The sequence below is a fragment of the Micromonospora sp. NPDC005367 genome, assembly GCF_040606825.1.
In the GTDB taxonomy this organism is placed as follows: Bacteria; Actinomycetota; Actinomycetes; order Mycobacteriales; family Micromonosporaceae; genus Micromonospora.
The window spans coordinates 171,741-197,959 of sequence record NZ_JBEXFP010000005.1; the positions used below are offsets into that span (position 1 = coordinate 171,741).

General features: G+C 71.0%; 25 protein-coding genes. 14 read left to right on the forward strand and 11 right to left on the reverse strand.

Annotated elements, in window-relative coordinates:
- Positions 1–425: 425 nt before the first annotated feature.
- The 6 genes from ABZS42_RS06025 to ABZS42_RS06050 all read left to right on the forward strand — a co-directional run bounded on the left by ABZS42_RS06025 (position 426) and on the right by ABZS42_RS06050 (position 6,741).
- Positions 426–2,027: a protein kinase family protein gene (locus ABZS42_RS06025; protein WP_355142833.1), complete on the forward strand. Its 1,602-nt coding sequence runs from the start codon at positions 426–428 to the stop codon at positions 2,025–2,027.
- Positions 2,028–2,070: 43 nt separating this feature from the next.
- Positions 2,071–2,820 carry an RNA polymerase sigma factor SigM gene (sigM, locus tag ABZS42_RS06030; RefSeq protein ID WP_355142834.1) on the forward strand — a complete coding sequence of 250 codons (750 nt, stop codon included), beginning with the start codon at positions 2,071–2,073 and terminating at the stop codon, positions 2,818–2,820.
- A complete protein-coding gene (locus ABZS42_RS06035) occupies positions 2,817–3,938 on the forward strand; it encodes a hypothetical protein (protein ID WP_355142835.1) in 1,122 nt (373 codons plus the stop codon). The genes sigM and ABZS42_RS06035 overlap by 4 nt, the downstream gene beginning before the upstream one ends.
- Before the next feature lie 180 nt (positions 3,939–4,118).
- Positions 4,119–5,072 carry a thioredoxin-disulfide reductase gene (gene trxB, locus ABZS42_RS06040; RefSeq protein ID WP_355142836.1) on the forward strand — a complete coding sequence of 318 codons (954 nt, stop codon included), beginning with the start codon at positions 4,119–4,121 and terminating at the stop codon, positions 5,070–5,072.
- 31 nt (positions 5,073–5,103) lie between these two features.
- Positions 5,104–5,427 (forward strand): thioredoxin, encoded by a 324-nt coding sequence (gene trxA, locus ABZS42_RS06045; protein ID WP_076468482.1) that lies wholly within the window; start codon positions 5,104–5,106, stop codon positions 5,425–5,427.
- Positions 5,428–5,574: 147 nt separating this feature from the next.
- Positions 5,575–6,741, forward strand: coding sequence for an N-acetylmuramoyl-L-alanine amidase (locus tag ABZS42_RS06050; RefSeq protein WP_355142837.1), 1,167 nt, complete (start codon positions 5,575–5,577; stop codon positions 6,739–6,741).
- 24 nt (positions 6,742–6,765) lie between these two features.
- On the opposite strand, the gene ABZS42_RS06055 is transcribed toward ABZS42_RS06050, so the two are convergent.
- Positions 6,766–7,431 (reverse strand): GNAT family N-acetyltransferase, encoded by a 666-nt coding sequence (locus ABZS42_RS06055; protein WP_076468486.1) that lies wholly within the window; start codon positions 7,429–7,431, stop codon positions 6,766–6,768.
- A 285-nt stretch (positions 7,432–7,716) separates the two neighbouring features.
- On the opposite strand from ABZS42_RS06055, the gene ABZS42_RS06060 reads away from it, so the two are divergent.
- The 3 genes from ABZS42_RS06060 (at position 7,717) to ABZS42_RS06070 (ending at position 10,910) form a co-directional block, all read left to right on the forward strand.
- On the forward strand, positions 7,717–9,027 hold the full coding sequence (locus tag ABZS42_RS06060; RefSeq protein ID WP_355142838.1) for a PLP-dependent aminotransferase family protein: 1,311 nt from the start codon (positions 7,717–7,719) through the stop codon (positions 9,025–9,027).
- A 7-nt stretch (positions 9,028–9,034) separates the two neighbouring features.
- Positions 9,035–10,033, forward strand: a complete 999-nt coding sequence (locus tag ABZS42_RS06065; protein WP_355142839.1) for a D-alanine--D-alanine ligase — start codon at positions 9,035–9,037, stop codon at positions 10,031–10,033.
- A gap of 100 nt (positions 10,034–10,133) precedes the next feature.
- On the forward strand, positions 10,134–10,910 hold the full coding sequence (locus ABZS42_RS06070; protein WP_355142840.1) for a methyltransferase: 777 nt from the start codon (positions 10,134–10,136) through the stop codon (positions 10,908–10,910).
- A gap of 49 nt (positions 10,911–10,959) precedes the next feature.
- Here ABZS42_RS06070 and ABZS42_RS06075 read toward each other — a convergent pair whose 3' ends face one another.
- From ABZS42_RS06075 to rpmH, 9 genes are all read right to left on the reverse strand, one after another.
- Positions 10,960–11,712, reverse strand: a complete 753-nt coding sequence (locus tag ABZS42_RS06075) for a hypothetical protein (protein ID WP_355142890.1) — start codon at positions 11,710–11,712, stop codon at positions 10,960–10,962.
- An 896-nt stretch (positions 11,713–12,608) separates the two neighbouring features.
- On the reverse strand, positions 12,609–13,631 hold the full coding sequence (locus ABZS42_RS06080; RefSeq protein ID WP_355142841.1) for a ParB/RepB/Spo0J family partition protein: 1,023 nt from the start codon (positions 13,629–13,631) through the stop codon (positions 12,609–12,611).
- 27 nt (positions 13,632–13,658) lie between these two features.
- Entirely contained in the window at positions 13,659–14,891 is a 1,233-nt protein-coding gene (locus tag ABZS42_RS06085; protein WP_355142842.1) for a ParA family protein, read from the reverse strand.
- A 371-nt stretch (positions 14,892–15,262) separates the two neighbouring features.
- Positions 15,263–15,976, reverse strand: coding sequence for a 16S rRNA (guanine(527)-N(7))-methyltransferase RsmG (gene rsmG, locus ABZS42_RS06090; RefSeq protein ID WP_355142891.1), 714 nt, complete (start codon positions 15,974–15,976; stop codon positions 15,263–15,265).
- Between the two features lie 139 nt (positions 15,977–16,115).
- Positions 16,116–16,712, reverse strand: coding sequence for a R3H domain-containing nucleic acid-binding protein (locus tag ABZS42_RS06095; protein ID WP_355142843.1), 597 nt, complete (start codon positions 16,710–16,712; stop codon positions 16,116–16,118).
- 210 nt (positions 16,713–16,922) lie between these two features.
- Positions 16,923–17,906 carry a membrane protein insertase YidC gene (gene yidC, locus ABZS42_RS06100; protein ID WP_355142844.1) on the reverse strand — a complete coding sequence of 328 codons (984 nt, stop codon included), beginning with the start codon at positions 17,904–17,906 and terminating at the stop codon, positions 16,923–16,925.
- Positions 17,903–18,148 (reverse strand): membrane protein insertion efficiency factor YidD, encoded by a 246-nt coding sequence (gene yidD / locus ABZS42_RS06105; protein WP_355142892.1) that lies wholly within the window; start codon positions 18,146–18,148, stop codon positions 17,903–17,905. Before yidD ends, yidC begins: the two co-directional genes overlap by 4 nt.
- Positions 18,149–18,192: 44 nt before the next feature.
- The gene (rnpA, locus tag ABZS42_RS06110) at positions 18,193–18,606 is read right to left on the reverse strand and encodes a ribonuclease P protein component (protein ID WP_355142845.1); all 414 of its coding nucleotides are present in this window, start codon (positions 18,604–18,606) and stop codon (positions 18,193–18,195) included.
- 37 nt (positions 18,607–18,643) lie between these two features.
- On the reverse strand, positions 18,644–18,781 hold the full coding sequence (gene rpmH / locus ABZS42_RS06115) for a 50S ribosomal protein L34 (RefSeq protein ID WP_007073824.1): 138 nt from the start codon (positions 18,779–18,781) through the stop codon (positions 18,644–18,646).
- 628 nt (positions 18,782–19,409) lie between these two features.
- Here rpmH and dnaA point away from each other — a divergent pair.
- From dnaA to ABZS42_RS06140, 5 genes are all read left to right on the forward strand, one after another.
- A complete protein-coding gene (gene dnaA, locus ABZS42_RS06120) occupies positions 19,410–21,209 on the forward strand; it encodes a chromosomal replication initiator protein DnaA (protein WP_355142846.1) in 1,800 nt (599 codons plus the stop codon).
- A 770-nt stretch (positions 21,210–21,979) separates the two neighbouring features.
- The gene (dnaN, locus tag ABZS42_RS06125; RefSeq protein ID WP_355142847.1) at positions 21,980–23,113 is read left to right on the forward strand and encodes a DNA polymerase III subunit beta; all 1,134 of its coding nucleotides are present in this window, start codon (positions 21,980–21,982) and stop codon (positions 23,111–23,113) included.
- Between the two features lie 38 nt (positions 23,114–23,151).
- On the forward strand, positions 23,152–24,024 hold the full coding sequence (gene gnd, locus ABZS42_RS06130; protein WP_355142848.1) for a phosphogluconate dehydrogenase (NAD(+)-dependent, decarboxylating): 873 nt from the start codon (positions 23,152–23,154) through the stop codon (positions 24,022–24,024).
- Positions 24,025–24,040: 16 nt separating this feature from the next.
- Positions 24,041–25,174 (forward strand): DNA replication/repair protein RecF, encoded by a 1,134-nt coding sequence (recF, locus tag ABZS42_RS06135; RefSeq protein WP_355142849.1) that lies wholly within the window; start codon positions 24,041–24,043, stop codon positions 25,172–25,174.
- A 130-nt stretch (positions 25,175–25,304) separates the two neighbouring features.
- The gene (locus tag ABZS42_RS06140) at positions 25,305–25,901 is read left to right on the forward strand and encodes a DciA family protein (protein ID WP_355142850.1); all 597 of its coding nucleotides are present in this window, start codon (positions 25,305–25,307) and stop codon (positions 25,899–25,901) included.
- Positions 25,902–25,920: 19 nt separating this feature from the next.
- Here ABZS42_RS06140 and ABZS42_RS06145 read toward each other — a convergent pair whose 3' ends face one another.
- Entirely contained in the window at positions 25,921–26,148 is a 228-nt protein-coding gene (locus ABZS42_RS06145; protein ID WP_355142851.1) for a hypothetical protein, read from the reverse strand.
- Between the last annotated feature and the right edge of the window lie 71 nt (positions 26,149–26,219).

A 26,219-nucleotide genomic window follows, 5' to 3' on the forward strand; every position in this document is an offset into this window, starting at 1 on the left:
CGGACCCGTCGGTACGGTGCAGCACTGTGGATCACCAGCCTGGGGATGCGGCTGTGGATAACTCAGCGATTCACCGGCCAACCGGCGGATCGGCCTGTGGATAACCAACCGTACGGCTGAGCGTGGTAGGCCGTACGGTGGGAAGGACGGAGGGGGGCGCGCACCACCACCCCGGTCCTAGCCCCTCCGGCGGCCTCTTGCGGCGAACCCGTAGATTGGTTAGTACATGTGCCAGCATCGTGGCTGACAACGGTCGTAACCGGACGACATGTCCTACCCCCGGCACCCCGGCGGGTACGGCCGGAAGATGACATGTCGGGGAGGCGGGCAACCCGGGTAAGGTCGCTTTCGACGGGTACGGCAGGCGGCGGCGCTCGCGTCGACACCGGTCGGCCGGTTCCTTCGAAGGCAGAGCGGGAAGCCACATGCCCAGCAGCGCGGGTCCATCGATCGACACGATCACCGAGGGAGGACGGGTGACCCAGGTCGGCGAGGGTCAGGACGCGGACGAGAGCGCTCCGCCGGTCATGACCTTCGGTGCTCCCACGACCGGTGAGATCCTCGCCGAGCGGTACGAGCTGGTCGAACACATCAACAACGACAGTGCCGGGCGGTTGGTCTGGCGAGGTGTCGACGTCATCCTGCGTCGCCCCGTCGCGGTCGTGCTGCGCTACCCGGGCGGCGACTCCGCCACCGAGATGCTCCAGGCCGCCGTCGCGGCCAGCCGTGTCATCCACCCCAACCTCGTCGGCGTCTACGACGCGATCGACGAGGACGAGCGGGCGTACGTGGTCCGTGAGTGGGTGGACGGCCGGTCCCTGCGGGAGATGGTTGCCGACGAACCGCTGGACTCGGCCCGGGCGACCGCTATCGGCTCCGCCGTCGCCAGCGCGCTGGCCTCCGTCCACGCCACCGGCATGGTGCACGGGAACGTGCACCCCGGCACCGTCATGATCTCCGACGACGGCCGGGTGGTGCTGGCCGACGCGCGTACCGACGGTAACGACAGCCAGGAGAGCGACGTCCGCGCGGTCGGCGGCATCCTCTACTTCGCGCTGACCGGGCACTGGCCGCACACCGAGGCTCCGCTGCGGGGCGCCACCGCCGGACACGGCCGTGCCGCCATCCCCGACGCGGTCCGGGACGCCGACGGCGCGCTCGCCGCGCCCCGGCAGGTCCGTGCGGGCGTGCCCGCGTACCTCGACGATCTGACCATGGACCTGCTCGACGCCGAGATCGCCCCACCGTCGTCGGACGTGCTCGCCGCCGAACTGGCCCGCCTCGACATACCGGCCGAGGATCAGTTCCTCGACAACAGCGGCCCGTTGCGCTTCGCGGCCGAGCCCGGGGAAGAGCCCTCGCCGTTGGCCGCCGCGGGTGGCCGCAAGGTCGCCATCGGTATCGCCGGCCTGCTGGCGGTCGCCCTGGTCGGGCTGCTGATCGGCATCAGCACCCTGGGCGGCGACGACAAGGACCCGCAGACCAATCCGGTTGCCGCCCCGAGTTCCAGCGCACCCGCCCAGGCCGGGCCGACGGCCCCGGCCGTCGGCCCGCTGCGCGTCCGGGACGTACGCATCGTCGACCCGGACAGCAAACTGCGGGATGAGTTGGACGACGCGGACAAGGTCATTGACGGTGACCGGGACAAGGGCTGGGGCACCGACACCTACACCACCGCCAACTTCGGCAACCGGAAGTCCGGCATGGGGGTCTGGATCGACCTCGGCAGCCCGCACACGGTGAAGTCCGTCCAGGTCAGTCTCTCCAGCACCGGCGTCACCGCCGAACTGCTCGCCGGCACCACGGACCCGCCGTCGACGTCCAACGGCGACGAACAACTGGTGCAGGACTACAAGAAGACCCGGATCGGGCAGCCGTTCGAAGAGCACGACGGCACCACGATGGCCTTCGACGGCTTCAACGCCGACACGCAGTACCGTTACCTGCTTTTCTGGATCACCAAGCTGCCTCCGAATGACCGGGGTTACCAGATCGACGTCCAGGAAATCACGGTCCAGGGGTCGTGACCCGGCCGCCGCGCTCCCGGCACCGCCTCCACCGGACGTGGTGATGGACGAGCGCGAGACCCGTACGACGGCGGGCCTGCCTACCCCGGCTGGGCCCGCCGACCTGTCTGACGACCTCGCTCTGCTGCGCGCCCACGCGGCCGGTGACCGGGATGCCTTCGCTGAGCTCTTCCAGCGGCACCGGGACCGCCTCTGGGCGGTGGCGCTGCGGACCATGGGCGACCGCGAGGAGGCCGCTGACGCGCTCCAGGACGCGCTGCTCTCCGCGCACCGGGCCGCCGGTCGGTTCCGCGGCGACTCGGCGGTCACCACCTGGTTGCACCGGATCGTGGTGAACGCCTGCCTCGACCGCATCCGCCGGCGGCAGGCGCATCCGACGGTGCCGCTGCCCGACGGGGTACGCACCGACGGCGGTTCCGCCACGGGAGGTGTCGAGCCGGCCGCTCCGACGCACGATCACGACACCGCGCTGGTCGTCCGGGAGGCGCTCGCCGCACTCCCCGTGGAGCAGCGCGCCGCACTCGTCCTGGTGGACGTACAGGGCTACCCCGTCGCCGAGGTGGCGAAGATCCTCGGCGTGGCCGAGGGGACGGTGAAGAGCCGGTGTGCCCGGGGCCGGGCCCGGCTGGCCGTCCTCCTGGGCCACCTCCGCCCGACAGCGGGCGCCCCGGCGACGCCGACCGGTAGCGGCTCCGGCGTGCCGCCCGTCACCCTCGGGAACCGGCGCCGGGTGGAGGGCGTCGGATCAGGGTCGGGGAGATCCCGGCGCGACGCCAAGCAGGAGGACACGTGACGGTCGGGCGGTTCCGGGAGGTCGACCACGATCTGCTCGCCGACTACCTCGGCGGGGCGCTGGACGGCACGCCGGAGCAGGCGGTGGTCGCGCGCCTGGTCGCCGAGGACGCTGCCTGGGCCGAGGCGTACGCGGAGCTGGCGCCGGCTGTGGCCGCCGTCGAGGAGGATCTCGCCCGTGGGGGAGAGCCGGTTGCCGACATGCCGCTGGACGTCGCCGATCGGATCATCTCGGCACTCGCCGCGCTGCCTCCGGTGCCCGGTGAGCTTCCGACCGCGACCGGTCCGGCCCCGGTCCGGGACGCCGCTCTCGACCGCACCGACGTGGACGCGGCGACTGCCGACGACGACGCGGGCAGCGCCGCCGGCGCGCACACCGGGTTCGGCGGGCGCGGGACGCCCGGTGCGCACACGGAGAAGCCGTCCGACCCGGACGCGGACCCGAGCGGCAGCCCGCTCGTGCCGGCCCAGGGCGGTCGGCGGCGGTCGGCTGTCGGCGTACCGCGCTCGGAACGGGGTGCCCCCACCGGGCCCGGTCGGCGACGGCGGCGCCTGGCGCGGGTGGCCGGGCCGGTGGCACTGGCCGCGGTCGCCGTGGCGGTCGTCGGTCTCGGGGTCGACCGGCTCGCCGGTGGAGCCGACGAAGCTCGGACCTCCGGTACCGCGCTGGAAGCGCCCGCTGACGCTCCCGAGGCCGCGGCCGCACCGGTCCGGACCACCGGCCCGTCGATGCACAGCGGCACCGACTACTCGCCCCCGGACCTGGGCTCAACGTTCGCGTCCAAGCTGCCCAGAACGCTGGGGAGCAGCCCGTTCCCGAGCGGCCGGAGCGCCGCCGAAGCGCAGGGCGGCCGGCTGACCGCACCGGATGGGCGGGACCGGCTCGCCCGGCTGACCGACCCGGCGGCGCTCAACACCTGCCTGACAGAGATCGCCGCTGAGCACCGGGGCGGCGCCCTCGTGGCCGATCTGGTCGACTACGCCGCCTTCCAGGGCGAGCAGGCGCTGGTCGTACGCTTCACCGACGCGACGGGCGCACGGTGGGCCTGGGTGAGCGGCCCGGAGTGTGGGGTGCCGGGCTCCGGCGCGGACACCCGTTATCGGACGCGGGTAGGGTGAGATCGCGGTCACCCGGGCGTTCGGGCATCCGCGTGACGTGACCCACCGGACGCCTGGTACGGGAATTCCCGGTTCGTACGATGACGTTTCTGAAGTAGCTGCCGGCTCCTCCAGGCGTCGGCACAGGATCGGTATCGTGCGCGCGCCGATGCCGAAACACACACAACTCGGGAGACGGCAGTGGACGAGGTCCGCAACCTGATCATCATCGGCTCCGGGCCGGCCGGTTACACGGCGGCGGTCTATGCCGCGCGCGCCAACCTGAAGCCGCTCATCATCGAGGGCGTGCAGTCCGGTGGCGCGCTGATGACGACGACTGAGGTGGAGAACTTCCCCGGTTTCGCCGACGGCATCCTCGGGCCCGAACTCATGGACAACATGCGTAAGCAGGCCGAACGGTTCGGCGCCGAGTTCCTGACCGACGACGTGACCCGGGTCGAGCTGGTGGACACCGGTGACGCCGGCTCCGGCGCGGTCAGCACCGTGTGGGTCGGCGAGACCGCCTACCGCGCCCGCGCCGTCATCCTCTCCACCGGTTCCGCGTGGCGGCCGCTGGGCGTGCCGGGCGAGCAGGAGTACCTCGGCCACGGCGTCTCCTCGTGTGCCACCTGCGACGGCTTCTTCTTCCGGAACCAGCACATCGTCGTCGTCGGCGGTGGCGACTCGGCGATGGAGGAGGCCAGCTTCCTCACCCGCTTCGCCGACTCGGTCACCATCATCCACCGCCGTGACTCGTTCCGCGCCAGCAAGATCATGGCCGACCGGGCGCTGAACAACGACAAGATCAAGGTCGAGTGGAACACCGTGGTCGAGGAGATCCTCGGTTCCGACGGCAAGGTCTCCGGTGTCCGCATCCGCAACGTGCACACCGGCGAGACCAAGGAACTCGACGTCACCGGCGTCTTCGTGGCGATCGGCCACGACCCGCGTAGCGAGCTCTTCCGCGAGCAGGTGGAACTCGACGGCGAGGGGTACGTGAAGGTCGAGGCTCCCACCACCCGGACCAGCGTGCCTGGCGTCTTCGCGGCCGGCGACCTGGTAGACCACACCTACCGGCAGGCGATCACCGCCGCCGGTACGGGCTGCGCCGCCGCCCTCGACGCCGAGCGCTTCATCGCGACTTTGCAGGGCTGAACAACCCGAACGACCCTGGAGGAGGGCCATAGTGGGAACAACCAAGGCTGTCACCGACGCGAGCTTCGCCAGCGACGTGCTGAAGTCCGACAAGCCGGTGCTGGTCGACTTCTGGGCCGAGTGGTGCGGGCCGTGCCGCAAGGTCTCGCCTCTGCTCGAGGAGATCGCCGGTGAGATGAGCGACCAGGTCACCATCGTCAAGCTGAACATCGACGAGAACCCGGAGACCGCCCGGGCGTACCGGGTGATGTCCGTGCCGACCCTGACGATCTTCAAGAACGGCGAGCCGGTGCAGTCCATCGCCGGTGCCAAGCCCAAGGGTGAGCTGGTCAAGCTGATCGAATCGGCCCTCTGACCGACGCCTACGCCGCGACCCCGCGACCGGTCCATCCGGTTGCGGGGTCGCGTTTTTTCGCCGGGCGAGCCACCTGACCCGGCCGGACCGCATAACCTCAAGCACGGGCCGCCCGGCCAGCCAGCACCCGTGCAGAGGGGGTCGTGCGTGCGTCCGATCCGTCCCGGTGACCGCGGACCCGCGGTCACGGAGATCCGTACGATCCTGGCCGGTCTCAACCTGCTCCCGCCTGCGGACGGCGCACAGATCGACGAGTTCGACCCCGCGACCGAGCGGGCGGTACGCGCCTTCCAGCAGTCCCGCGGGCTGAGCGTGGACGGTCGCGTCGGTGCGGAGACGTGGCGGGCCCTGGAGGCGGCCCGCTGGCGGCTCGGTGCGCGCACCCTCTACCACGCGGTGCCCGAGCCACTGACCGGCGAGGACGTCCGCTCATTGCAGGAACGCATGCTGGAGATGGGGTACGACGCGGGCCGCGCGGACGCCATCTACGGCATCCGGACGTCCCGGGCCGTGGCCCAGTTCCAACGTGAGGTCGGCCTGACCCCGGACGGCGCGTGCGGTCCGCACACCATGAACGCGCTGCGCCGGCTCGGCCGGAAGGTGGTCGGCGGTCGCCCCCAGTGGCTGCGTGAGTCCGACGCCATACGGCAGTCCGGGCCGACCCTCGTCGGCCGGACGGTGGTGATCGACCCGGGCCACGGCGGCACCGACCCCGGTGTGGTGGTGCCGGACGGGACGCTGCGCTGGACCGAGGCGGATCTGGTGCACGACCTGGCGAGCCGGCTGGAAGGTCGGCTGGCGGCCTCCGGTGTGCGGGTGCAGCTCACCCGCGGCCCGGCCCCCGGCGAGTGCCTGCCGGACACCGACCGGGCTCAGCTGGCCAACGCGCTCGGCGCCGACGTGTTCATCTCGCTGCACACCGACGGGCACCTCAATCCCGACGCCGACGGCGTGGCCACCTACCACTACGGCACCAACAACGGGGTGACCTCGGCGACCGGCGAGCGGTTGGCGGGGCTCGTACAGCGGGAGATCGTGGCGCGTACCGGGCTGCGGAACTGCGGCACCCACGCCAAGGCGTGGGACCTGCTCCGGCTGACGCGGATGCCGGCGGTCCGGGTGGAGGTCGGTTACCTCACCTCACCGACGGACCGTGCCAGGCTGGTCGACCCGCGGTTCCGTGACCGGGTCGCCGAGGCGATCGTGGCCGCCGTGCAGCGGATGTACTTCCCCATCGAACGGGACGTGCCGACCGGCTCGATCGACGTCAGCGAGCTGCGGGCGGTGGTGGCGGCCGGCACGGTGGTGGACTGATCGCCCACCGCCCCGGTACACCGCTCAGTTCGTGCTCGACCGGGTGGCCGCGGCCGGCCGGACCGGGCGCAGGAGGCTTTCCGGGCTCATCGAGCCGAGCAGCTTCTCCAGCGCGTACTCGACGTCGGACTTCCAGCTCAGCGCGGTACGCAGCTCCAACCGGAGCCGCGGGAAGCGGGGATGCGGACGTACGGTTTTGAAACCGACGGAGAGGAAGAAGTCGGCCGGCGCGACGCAGGCGCGGGAGTCGTCGGCCGCGTCACCGAACTTGGCGTCGCCGAACGCTTCGATCGCCTTGATCCCGCGCTTGGTGAGGTCCCGCGCAACACCCTGCACGAGCATCCGTCCCAACCCGCCACCGGCGAAGGACGACACCACGTTCGCCGTCATCAGCAGCGCGGCGTCGGCCGACACCGGCGAGGTGGGAAAGGCCATCGAACGGGGAACGTACGCCGGCGGGGCGTACATGACGAAGCCGGCCGGCATGCCGTCGACGTAGGCGAGTTTGCCGCACGATCCCCATTCGAGCAGGGTCTGGGAAACCCAGGCCTCCTTCTCCAGGCCCGGATCACCGGCGGCGCAGGCCCGGTCGGCGGAGACCGGATCCAGCTCCCAGTAGACGCACTGCCGGCAGGGACGGGGCAGGTCCTCCAGCGTGTCCAGGGTCAGGTTGACCAGACGTCGCGACATTGGCGCACCCCACACTAGGCTCGGTGGTGAACCGGCACGGAACGACAGCGCCGCCTTCCTGCCCCCGACGAGCGATCGTACGCCGCCGTCCGGCCGTACGGGAGGGGACGCGCGAACGCCCGCCGGTGCGGGTGACCGTCCGGGGAATGGACGCACCCGATGTCCGATGACCGACCAGACGGAAGCGGTCTAGGATCGAAAATCGGCGCCCCGTGCCGCCATGGTCGCCGGTGTCCGGGGTACGCCCAGGGCGGAAGTCCGCCTTCCAGCGATCGAGGTGATGTCATGGCCGGCACGACGCTCGACGACTACACCGACCGGTACGCCCGGCGCGTACGGGGCATGAAGGCCTCGGAGATCCGAGCCCTCTTCGCAGTGGCGAGTCGTCCGGAGGTCGTGTCGCTGGCCGGCGGCGCTCCCTACATCACGGCGCTGCCGCTGGACGCGGTGGGCGAGATGCTCGGCCGGCTGGGCTCCGAGCACGGCGCGACCACGCTGCAGTACGGCATCGGCCAGGGCACGCTGGAGCTGCGCGAGGGGATCTGCGAGGTGATGGCCCTCTCCGGGATCGACGCCTCCTGCGGCGCGTCGCCGGACGACGTGGTGGTCACCGTCGGCGGGCAGCAGGCGCTCGACCTGGTGGCCCGCCTCTTCCTGGATCCGGGCGACGTGGTGCTCGCCGAGGGCCCGACGTACGTCGGTGCGCTCGGGGTGTTCCAGGCTGCCCAGGCCCAGGTGGTGCACGTACCGATGGACTCCGACGGGCTCATCCCGGAGGCGTTGGAGGCCGCCATCGCCGAGCAGGCACGCGCCGGCCGGCGGGTCAAGTTCCTCTACACCATCCCCACCTACCAGAACCCGACCGGCGTCACGCTCACCGAGGAGCGACGGGAGCGGGTCCTCGACATCTGCGAGCGCGCCGGCCTGCTCGTCATCGAGGACGACCCGTACGGTCAGCTGGGGTTCGAGGGCGAGGCGCCCGCGCCGCTGCGGGCCCGTCGGCGGGAGGGCGTCTTCTACCTCGGCACCTTCTCCAAGACGTTCGCCCCTGGCCTACGGGTCGGCTGGATCCTCGCGCCGCACGCGGTCCGTGACAAGCTGGTCATCGCGAGCGAGGCGCAGATCCTGTGTCCCAGCGGCTACGCGCAGGCCGCCGTGGCGACGTACCTCAACACCATGCCGTGGCGGGAGCAACTGAAGGTCTACCGGGAGGTCTACCGGGAGCGTCGGGACGCGCTGCTCGACGCGCTCGCCGACCTGATGCCGGAGGGCACCAGCTGGACCAGGCCCGGCGGGGGTCTCTTCGTGTGGACCACCCTGCCCGCCGGCCTCGACTCCAAGGCGATGATGCCGCGCGCGGTGGCCGCCCGCGTGGCGTACGTGCCGGGTACCGGCTTCTACGCGGACGGCTCCGGTGCCGGCCACATGCGGCTGAACTTCAGCTTCCCGCCGCCGGAGCGGATCCGGGAGGGTGTGCGCCGGCTTGCCGGAGTGATGGAGCAGGAGATCGCGACACGGCACGTCTTCGGTGCGGTACGTGGCGAGGGTCCCCGCCGCCGGACCGGTTCGGATGCGCCAGGGCCGGCCTTGGCATGATTCCGGCATGGGTACGACCGCTGCCGACCACACCGAGCTGACCGAACCAGCCGGCCACGACGACCTGCACGTCCTCGTACTGGCGGGCGGGCTCTCGTACGAACGGGACGTCTCGCTGCGCTCCGGCCGCCGGGTGTTCGACGCCCTACGAAACGTCGGCATGGACGTCGAACTCCGGGACGCCGACACCGCGCTGCTGCCGGCGCTGGCCGCCGACCCGCCGGATGCCGTCGTCATCGCTCTGCACGGCGCGCCCGGGGAGGACGGCTCGCTGCGCGGCGTACTCGACCTCTGCGACGTTCCGTACGTCGGATGCGACGCGCGGGCGTCCCGGTTGGCCTGGGACAAGCCCTCGGCGAAGACCGTCCTCCGCGAGGCGGGCATCCCCACTCCCGACTGGGTGGCGCTGCCGCACGACCGCTTCTCCGAACTGGGCGCCGTCGCGGTACTGGACCGGATTGTCGACCGGCTCGGCCTACCGCTCATGGTCAAGCCGGCGCAGGGCGGTTCCGGCCTGGGTGCTGCGGTGGTCCGGGAGAGCGCGGCGCTGCCGGCCGCGATGGTGGGTTGCTTCGCGTACGGCTCGACGGCGCTCGTCGAACGGTACGTGCCCGGGATGGACGTGGCCGTGTCCATCCTCGACCTCGGCGACGGCCCGAAGGCACTGCCGGCCGTGGAGATCGTGCCGCGCAACGGTGTGTACGACTACGCCGCCCGGTACACGGCCGGACGGACCACCTGGCACACGCCGGCGCGCCTCGACCAGGAGGTTGCGGCGAACGTGGCGGACGTGGCGCTCGCCGCGCACACGGCCCTGGGCCTGCGGGACCTGTCCCGGGTCGACCTCATCGTCGACGCCGACGGGCAGCCGCACGTCCTGGAGGTGAACGTCTCCCCGGGAATGACCGAGACGTCGCTGCTGCCGCTCGCCGTGTCGGCCGCCGGCCTGGACTTCGGGCAGGTGCTCGGCAAGCTCGTCGCCCACGCCGCCGCCCGGCGTCCCTGACGTCGGCAAGCTGTCCGCGGTGACGGCGGAGGCGATCGACCTCCACCGCGGCGCGGAAGCCGGTTGATCGTCGTCCCTTCGCCTGGCAGCGTTGCGCACCATGACGACGACTCCGGACGCCACCGGTTGGCGTGCGGCCAACCGCGCCAACTGGGACGAACGCGTTCCGGTCCACGTTGCCAGCCCCTTCTACGACCTCCCCGGCTTCATCGCAGGCAGGAACACGCTCCGCGACTTTGAACTCGACGAGATCGGTGAGGTCCGCGGCAAGGGCCTGCTGCACCTTCAGTGCCACATCGGGCTGGACACCCTGTCCTGGGCCCGGCGCGGAGCCACCGTCACCGGCCTGGACTTCTCCGAACCCGCCGTGGACATGGCCAACGCTCTCGCCGCGCGAATCGGCGCCACCACCGCCCGCTTCATCGCCGCCGACGTGTACGACGCCGTCCAGGCGCTGGACGGGCGCACTTTCGACATCGTCTACACCGGCTTCGGCGCGCTGTGCTGGCTCCCCGACATCGCCGGGTGGGCGCAGACGGCGGCCAAGCTGGTGGCTCCTGGAGGCTTCCTCTATCTGGCCGAGTTCCATCCCGTTGCCGATGTCCTCGCCGACGACGGCCGCACCATCGAGGGGAACTACTTCCAGCGCGGCCCGATCGTCGTGGATGCGCCAGGGACCTACGCCGATCCCGACGCGCCGATCACCGCGTCCCTGACGGTCGAATGGCTGCACGGCATCGGCGAGGTGGTCAGTGCCCTGGCCGCCGCCGGCCTCCGCCTGGAGTTCCTGCACGAGCACGACAGCGGTCATTTCCGCTTCCCCGCAGGACTGCCCGTTCCTCAGGTCTACTCGCTGCGTGCGGCGAGGATCGGGTAGGGCCGGCCCACCCAGCCCTGCGGCTCGGGTTCTGGTTCCGAGGCACGCCTCAGTCGCCGACGGTCCGTGTGGTGACGTCTTCGTCGGGGCGTCGCGGGGAAGGCACCTTCGGTCGCTGCCCGGAATTCTCATCCGTCGACCTGTCCCGGAGCGGCGTGCTCTCCACCGCGTTGCTGCGCTCCGAAGGCGTCGAGCTCTCCGTCGTGCTGGTTGGCTCTCCGGCGCCCCGCCCGTCGGTCACCTGCTCCGCCCTCCCGGCGGCTGAGCCGTCACCGTCTGCGGAGGGGTTCCCGCCGAGGGCCGGACTGCCACCACCAGCGGGAGCATCGTCGACGGCCGGATAGTCGACCGGAACCTCCTCTGCTGCCTCGATGACCGACGCGGGTTCGGTCGCCGGGCCGGGGTCCGCGTCGGCGACGGGGATCGGCGCAGAGAGGCTGGATGGTGCCTGCCACTGAATCCGGGGCGGCTCCGCGAGCGGACGCCCACCGAAGTCCGCCAGCCAGGCGGCGACCAGTGCAAGGTTCTCTCGCCACTTGGCCTCGGGGATCGGCGGCAGGATCGAGTCCCAGAGCGACAGAAACGTGCCACGCAGTTGAAGGCGGCCGTACGGGCGGGCGAGGAACCACAGGTGCAGGTGCGCGGAGCCGTCGCCCCAGCGATTCACGTGAACCCGGGCCACGTCGTCCAGTGACCGGATCGCGCGCTCCAGCCGTACCGTCATCACACCCAGCTCGGCAGCGAGCAGGTTCGGCAGATCCCCGAGATCGAGGTGGGACCGGGACTCGAGGATGAGGACCATGGGCAGACCCGTGGGGCGGTCCATGGCGCGTACCCGCCACCGCTCGCCGACCCAGATGTACGCCTCATCGGGCGCACTGCACGCGATGCATTCCCGGTTGCCCTCGCCCTTGCGGGGCGGCTCGACCGGGACCGGATCATCGAGTTGCTTGACGCGAAGGTCGCCCTCGAAGGGGAACGAAGGCCACTGGGTGAAGTCCGGGACTGCGGGAGGGGTGTCGTGCACGAGGGTGACCCTAGTCGAGTCCGGGACCGCTGTCCCTACTCCGCACCAACCGTTGTCGCGGACCATCCCGATGTCGCCGGCGGTCCGGCCACAGAGATATCCACAGGGCTCCGGCGACTCAGGAACGGGGCGTCATCCACAGGCGGGTAGGCGGTTTCACGCGCTGTTTCACGTGAAACGGGGGGTGCCTGTGGATAACCGCTGTGGATAAGTTCGACACTGCCATCACCGTCCCCGCAGTGCCCCGTCGGGCCGCGTTTCACGTGAAACAGGGATCGCTGACGCGACCGCTCGGCCGGCCTGTCGCGTCCTGTCCCTGCCTCTCCCCGTCTCGCCGCGGTGTCCCCCTGTCCTCTCCCTGGGCGCCCGGCCGCAAGATCGTGCTCGATCCTGGATTCAGTGGCCTCAACGCGCCCGGGATGCCACTCGATCCAGGAAACAGCGCGATCTTGCCGTGGGCCGTGGGGGCATGCGACGCCGGCCGAGATCGGCTCAAGCTCGCTACGGACCTCCCGACGATCGACACCGAGGCCTTGGGGCCCTCCGGGTGATCGTGGGTCGCGACAGCCCGCCAGCGACGCGGGGCGGCGCAGCACGGCCACGACTCGGCTCATCCCTGACAGACTGACGGCCGCGCACCCCCCGGGTGCGCGGCCGTCGGTCTCGTTCAGTCAGGACTCGGACGACTCCTCGCCGACACCGATGATCCCTACGATCCGTTCCAGGTCGTCGACCGTGGCGAACTCGATCGTGATCTTGCCCTTGCTCCGGCCGATGTCCACCTTCACCCGGGTGTCGAAGCGGTCCGACAGCCGATCGGCCAGATCGTTGAGGGCCGGCGCGTGCGGCTTCGGACGCCGGTTGGCGGCCGAGGGCTTGGCCGGTCCGTCGTTCAGGGCCAGAGCGACGATCTCCTCGGTCGCACGTACGGAGAGACCCTCGGCGACGATCCGCAGAGCGAGCTGCTCCTGCGCCTCCGCGTCGTCGAGGCTCAGCAGAGCGCGGGCGTGCCCGGCGGAGAGAATCCCGGCGGCGACCCGCCGCTGCACCTGGGCGGGGAGGTTGAGCAGTCGGATGGTGTTGGAGATCTGCGGGCGGCTGCGCCCGATCCGGCGGGCCAGCTCCTCGTGCGTGGCCCCGAACTCCTCCAGCAGCTGCTGGTACGCGGCCGCCTCTTCCAGCGGGTTGAGGTTCGCCCGGTGGATGTTCTCCAGCAGTGCGTCCCGGAGCATCGCGTCGTCTCGCGTGTCCCGCACGATCGCCGGGATGCTCTCCCTACCGACCGCCTGGGCGGCCCGCCAGCGGCGTTCGCCCATCACCAGCTCGTACTTCTCGTCGTCGAGCTGGCGGACCACAATCGGCTGGAGGAAGCCGACCTCCTGGATCGAGGTCTTCAGCTCCTCGAGCGCCTCCTCGTCGAAGACCTGTCGGGGCTGTTTCGGGTTCGGCATGATCGCGTCGACCGGGATCTCGGCGAACCGGGCTCCCGGCACCGGGCTCAGCGCCGGCTCGGGCTCCGCCGGCGGCGCGCCCGGTGCGTCCGCAGCCGGCGGAACGGCGGCCACCGCACCCGCATCCGCGGACGGCAGGTTGCCCGGCGGCTCGACTACCTCCGTTCCGGCACCCGGCACCGGCCCGGTCGGGATGAGTGCTCCCAGACCTCGACCCAGGCCGCCCCGAGGACGGTTCTTCATGCCATGCCTCCAGACGACTCGTCCGCACTACGCATTCCGGCCCACCGGTTCCTTGACGCCGCGCTCGGCAATCTCCTGGGCTGCCTCGAAGTAGCTCGTGGCACCCCGCGATCCGGGATCGTAGGTCATCACGGACTGCCCATAGCTGGGCGCCTCGGAGACGCGTACGTTCCGCGGAATGACCGCCTGCAGGACCTTGTCGCCGAAGTGGTTGCGGACGTCCTGCTCGACCGCGTCAGCCAGACGGGTACGCCGGTCGTACATCGTGAGCAGAATCGTGGAGACCTCGAGTCGCGGGTTGAGGTGCTGCCGGACCAGGTTGATGTTGTTGATGAGCTGGTTCAGCCCTTCCAGCGCGTAGTACTCGCACTGAATGGGGATCAGCACCTCCTGGGCGGCCACCAGCGCGTTCACGGTGAGCAGGCCGAGCGAGGGCGGGCAGTCGATGAAGACGTAGTCGAAGTGGCCGGGGTACGCGGCGATGGCTCGGGCGAGCCGGGACTCCCGGGCCACCACGGAGACCAACTCGATCTCGGCTCCTGCGAGGTCGATGGTCGCCGGTACGCACCAGAGATTGGGGATGCCCTCCACGGCCTGCGCCACCTCCTCCAGCGGCACGCTGTTGATGAGGCAGTCGTAGACGTCCGGCACACCGGTGTGGTGCGGCACGTTCAACCCGGTGGAGGCGTTGCCCTGTGGGTCGAGGTCCACCACCAGCACCCGATTGCCGTGCAGCGCGAGCGCCACGGCCAGGTTGACGGTGGTGGTCGTCTTACCCACGCCGCCCTTCTGGTTCGCGACGCACATGACCCGGGTCCGCTCCGGTCGAGGCATCGTCACCTCGCCACTGGGGTTCAGGATCTGCACGGCGCGCATCGCCTCCATTGCCAACGGTGGGTCATCATCTTCGGCCGTTTCACGTGAAACGGCCGAGGGGTCAACCGGCGCGGCCTCGTACGGCTCGGCCGGGACAGCGGGGGCGTCGGGGGCTGCGGTCGCATCCCGTACCGCGTCGGGCGTGGGCTGGTGCGGGACGGCCTGCTCGAATCGCGCCGACGCTGTGGTGTTGCGCCGGGTCGCGGCCGACCGCGCCTCGGACGGTGCGTTCACCGGCCGCGGTCCGGAGTCCGGCGGGCGGGTCGCCTGCTGCTCCGGCCCGGACCCGTCGGGGGACCAGGCGGGGTAGCTGGTTTCACGTGAAACGTGGTCGTTGGCCGACCTGTTCGTTCGTGGGTCGTCGTACCTGCCGTCGTCATGCACCTGTCATCCCTGCCCGCTTCGGATGGTCGGTCCGCACCCGCCAACTGGCCACGTCCGCACACGCCTTTCACGGTGCCCGTAGCCAGCGGGAGCGGCCGGGACCGTCAACGTCCGTCGCCATCCGCTCCACACTATCGACGCGCGGTCAGCCTACGGCGCACAGGCGCGGCCGGTCCACGTCGGGTTCTCATCCCTTCCTCCACCCGCACCGGTTTCAACGACCCAGGCACCTACCGGGAAAGGCTTGTGCCGCAACGGAACCGCTGGTCATCCAGCGCGGGCGGGGACCACGGCGAGCCCTGCTGCGGCGAACGCGATCGGTATCACAGCAGGGCGCCCGCCACTTGCGCGGCGACAGCTCGTTCGCGCCGTCAGCGACGGCGCGAACGGCCACCCCGGGACCTCGTCTTGGCGGCCGCCGCGCGGGCCGGGCCCACAACCCGCTCCCGTACGACCTCCACCACGGTGGCCGGCGGGTCGATCACACCGACGCCACAGAGGTACACGGTCGGCTCCCCGCCGCCGAGCTTCGCGACCGCGGCCTCGTGCTCGGCGATCTCCTCGGCCGCCGAGGCGCCCTTGAGCGCGACCAGCCGTCCGTTCGGCACGGCGAGTGGTAGGCACCAGGCCGCGAGCCGGTCCAGCGGCGCGACGGCGCGAGCGGTGACCACGTCCCCGCGCAGCGGGGCGATGCCGGGCGCACCGGTAGCCGCCTCCTCGGCCCGGCCACGGAACACCCGAACGGACTCGCCCAGCCCGAGCCGGTCCACCGCCTCGATCAGGAATGAGGTGCGTCGGGCCAGCGGCTCGATCAGGGTGACCGCCAGGTCGGGACGCGCGATCGCCAGGACGAGACCGGGCAGGCCGGCGCCGGAGCCGACGTCCAGCACCTCGACGCCCTCCGGGATCCGCTCGGCCACCGCCGCGCAGTTCAGCAGGTGACGATCCCAGATCCGGGGCGCTTCCCGAGGGCCGATCAGGCCGCGGACCACCCCGTCGGTGGCGAGCAGTTCGGCGTACGCCGCGGCGATGTCGAGGCGGTCGCCGAAGAGTGCACGGGCCGCATCGGCCAGTTCCACCGGCAACGTGGCGACGGCGGGGTCGGGGGTGTCCGTCGTACCCGAGGAACGCGAGAAGTCTTCCGCGGGGTCGCCGGGCCGGACAGCCGACGGCCCGGGTGAGGTGCCACCCGGGCCGGTCGGAGCGTCTTCGTGGGTCACCCGGTCAGTCCAGCGGCCGGACGACGATACGACGGTTCGGCTCGACGCCTTCCGACTCGCTCTCCACTCCGGCGATCGCGTTGACCACGTCGTGCACGCACTTGCGCTCGAAGGCGGACATCGGCTCCAGCCGGACGGACTCGCCGTACTCCTTGACCTTCTCGACCGCGTTGCGGGCCACCGCGGCGAGTTCCTTGCGCCGGGTGGCGCGGTAGCCGCCGACGTCGAGCAGCAGCCGACTCGGCGAACCGGTCTGCCGGAAGACGGCGAGCCGGGTCAGCTCCTGGAGCGCTTCGAGGGTGGCACCGCGCTGGCCGACGAGGCTCTGCAGCCTGGCGCCGACGACCTCGACCATCGGGCGCCCACCGGACACCAGCTCGTCGATGTCGCCGTCGTAGTCGAGGATGTCGAGCAGACCCTCGACGTAGTCGGCAGCGATCTCACTCTGCCGGAACAGGTCACTCTCGGCCGGGGCTTTCTTCTCCCGGCCCGCGCCGTTGGCCTCCTCGGCCTCGACCTCGGTGTCGTCGCCGGACGCGACGGGAGCCGTCCCCTCCTCGTCCAGGGACTCGTCGGCGCGGGGGATGCTGGTATCGGTCACGGTGTCATCTCCGTACTCGCTCGGCCGGACCGTCGGGTCCGCTGGTCTCCCGGGCCCGGCTGGAGGTCGCCGGTGCCACGGGCACGTCTGTACGGGCAGTTTCGCCCGTGCCCGCGTCGCGCGCGGTGTGTTCCACCCGGCGCCGGCCGTACGGCGGCTGCACGGTGCGGAACGGGCCGCCGACGGTCTCCCGCGGCGGCCCGGATCACGTCAGCCCTGCCGCTTGGCGGGGCGCCCCTTCTTCGGGTTGGCCGGCTTCGCGCCCGGCTTCGGCGCGGCGACCTTCGGGGCGGTGGCCTTGGTCGGCACCTGCGGGGCAGGCTTGCGACCGAACAGGCCACTCGTCTTGGCCGGCTGCACCGTCTTGCGGGTCGACGTAGACGTCGTGGCCTTGGAGGCGGTGGGCGGCGGCGGGTACTTGCGGAGCACCCACTGCTGCTGGCCGAGCGTGAAGAGGTTGTTGGTGACCCAGTAGATGATCACACCGATCGGGAAGATCGAGCCAGACACCAGGAGCGAGAGCGGGATGCCGTAGAGCATCAGTCGCTGGATCATCCGCTGCTGCGGGTCCTCGGCCCAACCGGTCTTGAGGATCATCTGTCGGCTGGTGAGGTAGGTGGTACCCATCATCACCAGGACCAGGACGCCAGCGATGATCTTGACGGTGGTGCCGTTCGCGCCCAGGTTGGCCAGTTCTGCGGGGGTCGAGCCGAAACGGCCGGAGATCGGGGCGGTGAAGAGCTTCGCGCTCGAGGCGCTGTTGAACTGGTCGACGGACCAGCCGTACAGCGTCTTGAGGTGATTGTCCGGGTTGAGCCGCTTGAGCGTGTGGAACAGGCCGAGGAAGACCGGGATCTGGAGGAACATCGGAAGGCAGCCCATGAGGGGGTTGGCCTTTTCCTTCCGGTAGAGCTCCATCATCTCCTTCTGGAGCGTCTCCCGGTCACCCTTGTGCTTCTCCTGCAGCGCCTTGACCTGGGGCTGCAACGCCTGCATCGCGCGCTGCGACTTGATCTGCTTAACGAAGACCGGGAACAGGATCACCCGGACGGTGACCACCAGGAAGAAGATGGCCAGGATCCAGGCGAAGTTCGTGCCGATGACGGCGTCGACGGGCACTCCGATGGCATCCCAGGCCGAGTGCCAGGTCAGCAGGATCCACGAAATCGCGTAGTAGATCCAGTCGAGACTCAATTCGGAGCTCCAGTCACATCGGCACGGCGGCGACCGCCCGGCTCCGGCACCGGGTCATGTCCACCTGGGTGGAAGGGGTGGCAGCGCAACAACCGCCGGACCGCCAGCCCGGTCCCGCGGACCGCGCCGTGCCGGGCCACCGCCTCTAGCGCGTACGCACTGCACGACGGGTAGAACCGACAGCGGGCCGGCAGTGCCGGACTTATCCAACGACGGTACGCGATGATAGGCCCGATCAGCACACGGGCGGCCAGGCTGTTGGACCGGCGAGCGGCCGAACTGAAACTCACCGGCGCCGCCTCCGGGGCACCTGGGCGGCGGCGATCGCGGCGTCCAGGTCGGCGCCGAGCCGCGGGTAGGCCACGTCGGCGGCCTCGGGCAGTGCGCGGACGACCAACGTGCTGCCCACGGGCAGTTCGCCCAGCCGTTCCCGGACCAGGTGCCGCAGGCGGCGACGGACCCGGTTACGGACGACCGCCGGCCCGACGGCCTTGGATACGACGAAGCCGGCGCGGGTCGGCGCGGACGGCTGCTCCGCGCCGGCGTTCCGCGCCGGCTCCGACGAGGTCGGTGTCGCTGTCTCGGGAGGGGTCGGCAGGGTCAGGTGCACCACGACCGCGCCACGGCCGGCGCGTCGGCCACCCCGGACCGCTGCGGCGAAGTCGGTGCTGCGCCGCAGTCGCTGCGCGGCGGCCAGCACGACTGCCTCACGTCTCCCCGGACCTGCCCGGTCGGCCTCAGGCCGACAGGCGGGCGCGGCCCTTGGCGCGACGGGTCGAGAGGATGGCCCGCCCGGCCCGGGTGCGCATGCGCAGCCGGAAGCCGTGGGTCTTGGCGCGCCGGCGGTTGTTCGGCTGGTAGGTGCGCTTGCTCACGTCAGGCTCTCCGTTGTCCTACGTCCCGAGACGGTGAAGACCCGGGAATCGTGTGGTGGTCCAGGCCACTACGCGGTGGCCTCCAATCGGCGCTGCCCGACGACGTGGCACCTCACCGATTCGGGGAGACCTACGCGGGCAGCAAGCACCCATCACCCTAGCAGAGGGCGTGAGAGCAGCCGCTCCAGCCTACGCACGGAGGCAATGACCGTCAAACAGCATCGCCCGGGCCCACACGGACGCACCGACGACCGAAGCGGCGGTTTTCGCTCATACCGAGAACGCGGGGGCCGCGTCGCCGGTTGATGGCGCAGGGACAACGCTGTTACCGTGCCCGATTGCGGTCGACGTCGGGGGTTGGATCGTCGGCGACCGGCAAGACCGGACAAGGTAGTGAATCGTTCGGCACGGTGTACCCGCTTCAGCGCCCGATCAGGCAGGGGCAGGTCCCACCCGCGTCCGACGAACGGCCACAATCGGTCGGTACACAGGCTGTGGATAACTTGTGGACGACGACTGGTCGGCCGTTCGGGTGGTAAAGCGCCATCCGCGCTCACGCGGCGGGACAGCGACGGCCGGCTGGCAGACAGCGACGGCCGGGGAGCAGAGGCGAGGGGGTGGCACGACGGTGGCCGGTTCGACCGACCTTGCCGCGGTGTGGACGGCGACGACCGACGAACTCGCCGACGAGATCATCTCCGCGCAGCAGCGGGCCTACCTCCGGCTGACCCGACTGCGCGCGATAGTCGAGGACACCGCGCTGCTCTCCGTACCGGACGCGTTCACCCGGGACGTGATCGAGTCGCGGCTGCGCCCGGCGATCACCGAGGCGCTCACCCGCCGTCTCGGCCGGCCGATCCAGGTGGCGGTCACCGTACGGGTCGCCGAGGACCCGGCCGGGCGACCGGCCGGAACCGTCTACCGCAGCGCCCCGGAACCCGGGCCGGTCGATCTGGAGGTCGGGCCGGCGGATCTGCTCGACGCGTCCCACCCCGCCACCCGGCCGGACCCGCCGATCCCCAATCAGCCGCAGCCCGAACGCTCGCTGGAGCATTCGTCGCAGCTCGGCGAACCGCACCACCCGGACTTCGGCATGGGCCGGGACGCGCAGGAAGCGCTGTTCAGCACCGCGTTCGCCGATCCGTCGCCGGCCCCGGCCCCTCGGATCGCACCGGAGCGGCGCGGCTTCGACGAACAGTCCGCCCGGCTCGACCCGCCGGGTCCGGACGCCCGCCCCTACGAACCCCGATACCGCGAGGACGCCCCGTCCCCACGTGATCAGCACGTGATCCGGGCGCTGCCCCGCGACGGGGGAACCGACAGTGGCCCCGGCCGTGGTGGCGCGGATCACCGGTCGGGGCTCCGGGACGAGCGCCGGCTGCCGGGGGCCGACACGGGCGGCAACCGGCTGAACCCGAAGTACATGTTCGAGACATTCGTCATCGGCTCGTCGAACCGCTTCGCGCACGCCGCGTCGGTCGCGGTGGCCGAGTCACCGGCGAAGGCGTACAACCCGCTGTTCATCTACGGTCACTCCGGGCTGGGCAAGACGCACCTCCTGCACGCCATCGGGCACTACGCCACGACCCTCGGCAACGCCCGCTCGGTGCGGTACGTCTCGACCGAGGAGTTCACCAACGACTTCATCAACTCGCTCCGGGACGACAAGACCAGCGCGTTCCAGCGGCGCTACCGCGACGTCGACATCCTCTTGATCGACGACATCCAGTTCCTGGAGAACCGCGAGCGCACCCAGGAGGAGTTCTTCCACACCTTCAACACCCTGCACAACGCCAACAAGCAGATCGTCATCACCTCCGACCGGTCGCCGCGTCAGCTCGCCACCCTCGAGGACCGGATGCGTACCCGGTTCGAGTGGGGGCTGCTGGCCGACATTCAGCCGCCCGACCTGGAGACCCGGATCGCGATCCTGCAGAAGAAGGCGGCGCAGGAGCGGATGTACGCCCCGCCGGACGTCCTGGAGTTCATCGCCTCCCGGGTGTCGAACTCCATCCGGGAACTGGAGGGCGCGCTGATCCGGGTGACGGCGTTCGCCAGCCTGACCCGGTCGACCGTCGAGCTGTCGCTGGCCGAGGAGGTGCTCCGGGACTTCATGCCCGACGGCGCCGGCCCGGAGATCAACGCCGACCAGATCATGGCGTCGACCGCCGACTACTTCGGGGTGAGCCTGGAGGATCTGCGCGGGCACTCCCGGTCCCGGGTGCTCGTCAACGCCCGCCAGGTGGCCATGTACCTGTGCCGGGAGCTGACCGACCTCTCGCTGCCCCGGATCGGGCAGGCGTTCGGTGGACGCGACCACACCACCGTCATGCACGCCGACCGGAAGATCCGGCAGCAGATGGCCGAGCGCCGCTCGCTCTACAACCAGATCGCCGAGCTGACCAACCGGATCAAGCAGAACACCTGAGTCGTACGCGGGCCGCACGCGCGGCCGAGTGACCCGAGCCCCGCCCACGGCGGGGCTCGACGCTTTCCACAGCCCGGTCGATTGACCCTCGAGCCGGTCGAACCCACAGGATCGGGGCCGTGTCCGTCCACCGCTCGCGATCGTTGTCCACATCCCGTTGTCCACCGACGGTGGATAACTACGCTAGGTCCGCTCCCGATTACCCACAGGTTGTGGACAACTCCTGGGGACAGGGTGTGGACGGCTGGGGACAACTGGGCCGTCATCCACCGATGGCGGTCGACCTGTGGGCAAGCTGTTGAAGGTTCTGGGGATAACGGCGGATCCGATGGTCCGGACGATCCACAGACCTGGGGAGAAAGTCGGTGGATTGACGGTGGATAACCGGTGGACAACGGTGGACAACCTGGGGGCAGCCGCGGCCTGTGGACTGCGAGCCGGGTTTACCCCCCGGTTCTCCACAGCCAACTCACCGGTGGATAACCTGTCTCACCTGCGCAAACGCCGGTTCTCCACAGTTTGCACAGGTGCGATGAAGACGATGAGTTATCTCTTCTGAAAGAACAAAAACCAATCATCACCGTTGGACTTTCTGTGGATCGGGCCGAACGCTGCCGAGGCAGCGGTGAGCAGGGACTCCCTCCGTGGGGTCGGGCACACAGCCGATGTCGTCGCGTCTTAAGGTGCGATGAGTACCCGCCCCGTCGGGCGGGTCGGCAGGCAGCGGTCGGCATGAGAGAGTTGTTGTCGACGTCGACGCGGAGGCATTGATGAAGTTCCGAGTGGAGCGCGACGCGCTCGCTGAGGCCGTGGCCTGGACCGCGAAGAGCCTGCCCAACCGGCCGTCCGTCCCGGTGCTGGCCGGCGTGATGCTCCGGGTCACCGACGGGAACCTGCAGGTCTCCGGGTTCGACTACGAGGTCTCCAGCCAGGTGACCGTCGAGGTCCAGGGAGACGCCGACGGTGCGGCGCTGGTCAGCGGCCGGCTCCTCGCCGAGATCACCAAGGCGCTGCCGGCCAAGCCGGTGGACATCGCCGCGGTGGGCGCCCACCTCGAGCTGGTCTGCGGCAGCGCCCGGTTCACCCTGCCCACGATGCCGGTGGAGGACTACCCGTCCCTGCCGGAGATGCCGGAGAGCGCCGGCACCGTCGACGCGGCCACCTTCGCCGCCGCGGTTGCCCAGGTCGCCATCGCCGCCGGGCGGGACGAGACCCTGCCGATGATGACCGGTGTCCGGATCGAGCTGTCCGGCAGCACCCTGGCGATGCTCGCCACCGACCGTTACCGGTTGGCGCTGCGCGAGATCCAGTGGAACCCGGACGACGCGGACGTGAGCATCAACGCCCTGGTGCCCGCGCGTACCCTGCACGACACCGCCAAGGCCCTCGGCCCGATCGGCGGCGAGGTCACGCTGGCGCTGGCCGCGGGCGGCGCCGGCGAAGGCATGATCGGCTTCGCCGGCGGCACCCGGCGTACGACCAGCCGGTTGCTCGACGGCGCCAACTACCCGCCGGTCCGCTCGCTCTTCCCGAGCAGCCACAACGCCGAGGCCAGGGTGCTGGTCAGCACCCTGATCGAGGTCGTCAAGCGCGTGGCACTGGTCGCCGAGCGGACCACCCCGGTGCTGCTCAGCTTCAGCGCGGACGGGCTCGTCGTCGAGGCCGGTGGGTCCGAGGAGGCGCGCGCCAGCGAGGCGATGGAGGCCACCTTCACCGGAGACCCGCTCACCATCGGCTTCAACCCGCAGTACCTGATCGACGGCCTGGCCAACCTGGGCGTACAGACCGCAGTACTCTCGTTCGTCGACGCCTTCAAACCCGCGGTGATCTCGCCCGCCGGGGAGGATGGCGAGGTCGTGCCGGGGTACCGCTACCTCATCATGCCGATCCGCGTGTCTCGCTGATCGCGCCCGCAACACCCACGCACCGGAGGTAAGAACAAATGCAGCTCGGCCTGGTAGGACTCGGCCGGATGGGCGGCAACATGCGCGAGCGGTTGCGCGCCGCCGGCCACGAGGTGGTCGGTTTCGACCACAACGCGGAGCTGAGCGACGTTGCGTCCCTCGCGGAGCTGGCGGACAAGCTCGAGTCGCCGCGGGCCGTCTGGGTGATGGTCCCGGCCGGCGTGACCGACGAGACCATCGACGCGCTCGCCGAGGTACTCGGTGAGGGCGACATCATCATCGACGGCGGCAACTCCCGGTTCAGCGACGACGGCCCGCGGGCCGAGCGGCTGAACGAGCAGGGCATCGGCTACATCGACGTCGGGGTCTCCGGCGGCGTCTGGGGCCGGCAGAACGGCTACGCGCTGATGGTCGGTGGCGCCGAGGAGCACGTCGCCCGGCTGATGCCGATCTTCGATTCGCTCAAGCCGGAGGGCGAGTTCGGTTTCGTGCACGCCGGCCCGGTCGGAGCCGGTCACTACGCGAAGATGGTGCACAACGGCATCGAGTACGGCCTGATGCACGCGTACGCCGAGGGCTACGAGCTGCTGGCCGCCTCCGAGCTGGTCACCAACGTGCCGGGCGTCTTCAAGTCGTGGCGTGAGGGCACCGTCGTCCGGTCCTGGCTGCTCGACCTGCTCGACCGGGCCCTCGACGAGGACCCGGAGCTGGCCGAGCTGAGCGGCTACACCGAAGACACCGGCGAGGGCCGGTGGACGGTGGACGAGGCGGTCCGGCTGGCCGTGCCGCTGAACGTCATCACCGCCTCGCTCTTCGCCAGGTTCGCCTCGCGCCAGGAGGACTCGCCCGCGATGAAGGCGGTGGCCGCGCTGCGTCAGCAGTTCGGCGGGCACGCCGTCCACAAGCGCTGAGCGGTATCCACAACCTGTGTACGTCCGCCGGCTGGAACTGGTCGACTTCCGCTCGTACGAGCAGGTCGGTGTGGACCTGGAGCCGGGGGCGAACGTCCTGATCGGCGCCAACGGCGTCGGAAAGACGAACCTGATCGAGGCGCTCGGCTACGTGGCGACCCTGGACAGTCACCGGGTCGCCACGGACGCGCCGCTGGTACGGATGGGCGCCGGATCGGCGGTGATCCGGTGCGCGATCGTGCACGACGAGCGGGAGCTGCTGGTCGAGCTGGAGATCGTTCCGGGTAAGGCGAACCGGGCACGGCTGGGCCGTTCCCCGGCTCGTCGGGCCCGGGACGTCCTCGGCGCGCTGCGGCTGGTGCTCTTCGCTCCGGAGGACCTCGAACTCGTCCGGGGCGATCCGGCCGAGCGCCGCCGTTACCTGGATGACCTGCTGGTCAGCCGGCAGCCGCGGTTCGCCGGGGTGCGGGCCGACTACGAGCGGGTGGTCAAACAGCGCAACGCACTGCTGCGCACCGCGTACCTGGCCCGCAAGACGGGCGGGTCGCGGGGCGGCGACCTGTCGACCCTCGCCGTCTGGGACACGCACCTGGCGCGCCACGGGTCGGAACTGCTCGCCGGCCGCTTGGAGCTGATCGCGGCGCTGACCCCACACGTGGCGAAGGCGTACGACGCGGTCGCCGCGGGGCGCGGGGCCGCCGGGATCGCGTACCGGCCGTCTGTGGAGCTGGCCGAGCCGACCCTGGACCGGGCCGCACTCGCCGAGGCGCTGACGGTCGCGCTGGCCGAGTCGCGGTCGGCAGAGATCGAACGGGGCACCACGCTGGTCGGTCCGCATCGGGACGAGCTGGCACTCACCCTCGGTCCGCTGCCCGCGAAGGGGTACGCGAGCCACGGCGAGTCATGGTCGTTCGCGCTGGCGCTCCGCCTGGCCGGGTACGACCTGCTACGCGCCGACGGGATCGAGCCGGTGCTGGTGCTGGACGACGTCTTCGCCGAGCTGGACGCCGGGCGCCGGGAACGGCTGGCCGAGTTGGTCGGCGGGGCCAGCCAGCTGTTGGTGACCTGCGCGGTCGACGACGACGTGCCCGCCGCGCTGCGGGGCGTGCGTTACGCGGTGGGCGACGGGACGGTGAGTCGTGTCGGATGACCCGGAGGCCACCGGGGCCGGTGGGGCGGGCACGGGTGGACGAAGCCGCGCCGCGTCGACCGGGCGCCCGGGTGCGCGTACTCCCGCCGATGGCGGAACCGACCGGCGTGACCAGGCTGCCGGTCGGGGCGTGACCGGCTCGGACGCCGCGGCCGGTGACGGCGGGCTCCGGCCCGACGGTCCCGGCCCGACCGGTGCCGTCGGTGGCGCCGACCCGGACGCACCGTCGGGGCCGCAGTTGGCGCGTGCGGTGCTCGATGCGGCGAAGGCGCGGCGGGACGCGAAGCCCACGAACCGCCGGCGGGGTTCGACCGGTGGTGGCGGTGCCGGCGAGCGGCGGATGCGCGGCTACTCGGGTCCCGGTCCGGATCCGCGCGACCCGCAGCCGCTCGGTGCCGTGCTGGACCGGCTGGTGAAGGCCCGGGGCTGGCAGCAGCCGGCCGCGGAGGCGACGGTGTTCGGCGCGTGGGAGCGGGTGGTCGGGCCGGAGGTGGCGCAGCACAGCCGCCCGGTGAAGCTGGAGAACGGGGAGCTGACCGTCGAGGCCCGCAGTACCGCCTGGGCGACCCAGCTGCGTCTGCTCGCCGGTTCACTGTTGAAGCAGATCGCTCGCGAGGTCGGCCACAACGTGGTGCGCAAGCTGCACATCCATGGCCCGGCTGCACCGTCGTGGTCCCGTGGGCCGCGCCGGGTCCGTGGTCGCGGCCCACGGGACACGTACGGTTGATCGTGGTTCGCGCGTCAGCTCAGTTGCCGTCGCGGGCCTCGCGGGCGGCGCGCTTGCGTTCCCGCTGCTCCCGGCTGTAGCGCTTGCGGTTCTCCAGGTCCTGCTTCCACATTTCCCGGGCCACCGCCGAGCCGCCTTGGACGGCGCCCTGGACCTCGGCCGGACCGGCCAGGTGCTTGTACGCCCACCTCATGAGCCGGCCGCCCTCGCCCGGCTTCTGGGCCGGCTTCTCCTCGCCCATCGCCATCCCACCTCCCTGATGGTTGGACTACCAACAATTGGTGTACCAATAGTTGGGGCACCAAATGCCGGTACGAT